3 protein-coding genes are annotated in these 3,677 nt (G+C 45.0%); all 3 read right to left on the reverse strand.

The annotated features are described in order from the left end of the window. Positions 1-44 precede the first annotated feature (44 nt). On the reverse strand, positions 45-302 hold the full coding sequence (atpE, locus tag VN105_RS05130) for an ATP synthase F0 subunit C (RefSeq protein ID WP_079471016.1): 258 nt from the start codon (positions 300-302) through the stop codon (positions 45-47). A 96-nt stretch (positions 303-398) separates the two neighbouring features. Next, positions 399-1,532 (reverse strand): F0F1 ATP synthase subunit A, encoded by a 1,134-nt coding sequence (atpB, locus tag VN105_RS05135; protein ID WP_325638590.1) that lies wholly within the window; start codon positions 1,530-1,532, stop codon positions 399-401. A gap of 332 nt (positions 1,533-1,864) precedes the next feature. Continuing rightward, positions 1,865-3,625, reverse strand: coding sequence for an ABC transporter ATP-binding protein (locus VN105_RS05140; protein WP_325638588.1), 1,761 nt, complete (start codon positions 3,623-3,625; stop codon positions 1,865-1,867). Between the last annotated feature and the right edge of the window lie 52 nt (positions 3,626-3,677).

Below are 3,677 nucleotides of genomic sequence, written 5' to 3' on the forward strand. Positions count from 1 at the left end.
CTGCATCCATTGCCCTGTGCGCCGGATGCAGTAAAAAGTTTGGCTTACAGAACTACCGCCAACAGACCAGCGATTACACCGAAGAGAGCAACACCCTCAACCAGCGCAGCAGCCAGGATCATGTTCGCACGGATGTCGTTAGCAGCTTCTGGTTGACGAGCGATAGACTCCAGAGCGCTCTTACCGATGTTACCAACACCAATACCAGCAGCGATAGCTGCGATACCAGCACCAACAGCACCACCAGCTTTAGCCAGACCAGATGCAGCAGCAGCCTGCAATAAAATAGACAAAAGTGCCATAATGAATATGTATTTGAATTATAAAAAATTTCGAACTAATAAAAAGCGGTTGGCATTTAACTTTCGGGCGAAAGGCTAAAAGTTAATTCCGTGTGCTTAATGGTGTGCCTCATCATGTGCACCTTCCATGGCCTGGCCTATAAATACGGCTGTCAGGTTAGCAAAGATGAACGCCTGGATAAATGCTACCAGCAGTTCCAGCATCATCATCACAATGTTAAACAGAACAGTGATAGGCAGGAAGCCGTAACCTGCTACCTTATTTAAAGATCCAAAAATAAACACCAGGGATATAATACTCAGGATAATAATGTGACCTGCCAGCATATTGGCAAATAACCTGATCATCAGTGATATCGGTTTGGTAAATACACCAATCAGCTCTACCGGCGCCAGGATGAACTTAACGCCAAAAGGAACCGGGGGATTGAAAATGTGACCCCAGAAGTGTTTATTGGTGCTGAACATGGTAGCAATGAAGCTGATGATAGCCAGTGCGGAAGTTACCGCCAGGTTACCCGTTACGTTAGCCGAACCGGGTAAAAGTCCCAGCAGGTTGTTGATCAGGATAAAAAAGAATATGGTGAGAATAAAAGGCGTATACCTTTCTGCATGTTTACCGGGAATGTTAGGCTTTACCACTTCATCGCGCATAAAAATGATCACCGGCTCCATAAGGCTCTGGAAGCCCTTCGGCGCTTTCTTTGCTCCACGCACCCGGTAAGCTTTTGCTACACTCAGCATCAGCACTACCAGCAATACAGCGGCAAGGATCATGGAAGTGATATTCTTGGTCATGGAAAAATCGTAGATCTTCTCATCGGTAGGGTTGCCGTTAGCATCTACTGCAATCACCTGACCGTCCAGGTATTTGGCAGGATCCAGCCCTTTTTCATGCAGGTAGTGTGAATTTACCAGCTGGTAACCGTCGTATGCTTTATGACCGTGTTCAAATTTAGAAGAGGAAAATACAGAAGTTCCCCGTACAGTATTGTAAATAATTACCGGTAACGGGAGGGTTACGTGGGTTTCGCCCATGCTGAACAGGTGCCAGTCGTGAGCGTCCTTTACGTGTCCGAGAATTACTTCCTTAGCATCAAATTTTTTAGTCTCACCTTCTTCTCCCCCCTTACCTTCTTCTCCTTCATGAGACGCAGCTGTAGCTGTTTCATGGTGGGAAACCTCCTGTGCAAAGGAAAAATTACTAAAACTGTGAAGGCCTAAAACCATCACAAGTGCTACCATTCTATGTTTGAACCAATTGAAAGAAATCACCGTTTTCTGAAATTTTGCGCAAAGATACTCGTTTTTATCTTCAAAATTAAGCGACTACGGAAAAAAAGTAAGATATATTGTAATTATATTGATAACCAGGCTATTGCAGGTAAAAAATGACCCTTTTTTTAATTAAAAAAGGCTGTCGAAATCAACAGCCCGGGAAACTATTTCATATTAATATTTTTATCATTCATTTGGCCCCGCTTCGTGATATTTCACACCCGCCACCATAACTGGTATACAATTTATATCACAAGAGGCTGGCTATAGCTCAAATAACGCCTCTATACCTTGCTCACATTGAACTGCATACTATGCAGTTTGAAATAAAAGCCTTCCAGTTTCAGGAGCTCCTCATGGGTACCCATCTCCTTAATTTCCCCCTTATCCAGCACAATAATTTTATCGGCCTTACTAATGGTGGAAAGCCGGTGAGCGATAATGATAGCGGTACGGTCGGCAATCAGCTTGTCGATCGCCTGTTGGATCATCATTTCCGATTCGGTATCCACAGAAGAAGTGGCCTCATCCAGCACCAGTATGGCAGGATCGTACAGCAACGCCCGCACAAAAGAGATCAGCTGCCGCTGGCCCAGGGAAAGTGTGCTTCCCCGCTCCATCACCTGGTAGTCGTACCCACCTGGCAACTGCATAATAAAATCATGGATCCCTATCAGCCGGGAAGCCTCTTCTACCTTTGCCCTGCTGATATTACCGTTATGCAGCGTGATGTTATCATAAACAGATCCTGCAAACAGGAACACATCCTGCAATACCACCCCAATTTTACTGCGCAGCGATTCCAGGGAGTAAGCGGGCAGTTCAATATCATCTATCTTAATACTTCCCTTCTGTATTTCATACAACCGGTTAAGGATACTGATAATAGTGGTTTTACCGGAACCGGTATGTCCCACAATGGCCACCGTATCGCCCGGCTTTGCATGAAAACTGATATTTTTCAGCACATAACGCTCATCTACATACGCAAAGCTCACATTGTTAAAGGTAATAGCCCCTTTCATGTTTTCTGCGGACTGGTGTCCCCTGTCCGGGATATAATCCTGGTTGTCCAGCACTTTAAACACCCGCTCACTGGCCACCATACCCATTTGCAGTGTATTGAACTTGTCTGCCAGCATCCGCAGCGGGCGGAACAGCATATTCAGGTACATAATGAAAGCGATCATAACACCCTGGGTAACCTCGTAATTCAATACTTTGTTGGCTCCCCACCATACCATTAATCCCAGTGAAATGGCCAGGATAATTTCCACCACCGGGAAAAAAACGGAATAGGCAAAAATAGCATCGATATTCGCTTTACGGTGTTCCTTGTTGATATGCTTAAAACGGGCGAACTCCCTTTTTTCTGCGGTAAATGCCTGCACTACCACCATTCCTGTAAGGTGTTCCTGCACAAAGGCATTCAGGGCCGACACTGCATTACGTACCCTGTAAAATGACTTATTTACGCTTTCCTTGAAAATGTAAGTAGCAAAGATCAGCACCGGGAAAGGCGACAGGCTGATGAGGGTCAGGCGCCAGTCTTCCATAAACATCACTACCAGTATGGCAATGATCATCAGCAGATCTGCCACAATAGAAATAATGCCTTCGGAAAACACATCGTTAATGGCCTCAATATCATTGATCGTCCTGGTGGTGAGCGTACCAATGGGGGTTTTATCAAAAAATGCCAGGTTCAGGTGTACAATCTTTTTATACACTGTTACGCGCAGGTCTTTTACCACAGACTGTCCCAGCCAGTTGGTGAGGTAGGAAAAAAAGAACCGCACCACGGTTTCCACCAGCAGCAACCCGATTTGCACAATCGTTACCAGGATCAGCATCTGCATCAGCTGGCCGGCTATATACTTATCTACCGTTACCTGGATCAGGTATGGTCGCAACGGGGAAATAGCGGCCAGCACTACCGTTAATATCATGGAGATGTAAAAGGATCGTTTGTAAGGAGCCGCGAATGAGAATATGCGCCGTAATAAACTGAAATCAAATACTTTCTTTACCGCAAGATTTTCCAATGTGCCAGGTTTAAACTATGTAACAAACGTACGATAAAAAATAATTATCGCC

The organism is Chitinophaga sp. (assembly GCF_035564935.1).
In the GTDB taxonomy this organism is placed as follows: Bacteria; Bacteroidota; Bacteroidia; order Chitinophagales; family Chitinophagaceae; genus Chitinophaga.

Coding starts and splice junctions, on each gene's coding strand:
- atpE (WP_079471016.1), bottom strand. CDS start 302: ATGGCACTTTTGTCTATTTTATTGCAGGCTGCTGCTGCATCTGGTCTG.
- atpB (WP_325638590.1), bottom strand. CDS start 1,532: ATGGTTTTAGGCCTTCACAGTTTTAGTAATTTTTCCTTTGCACAGGAG.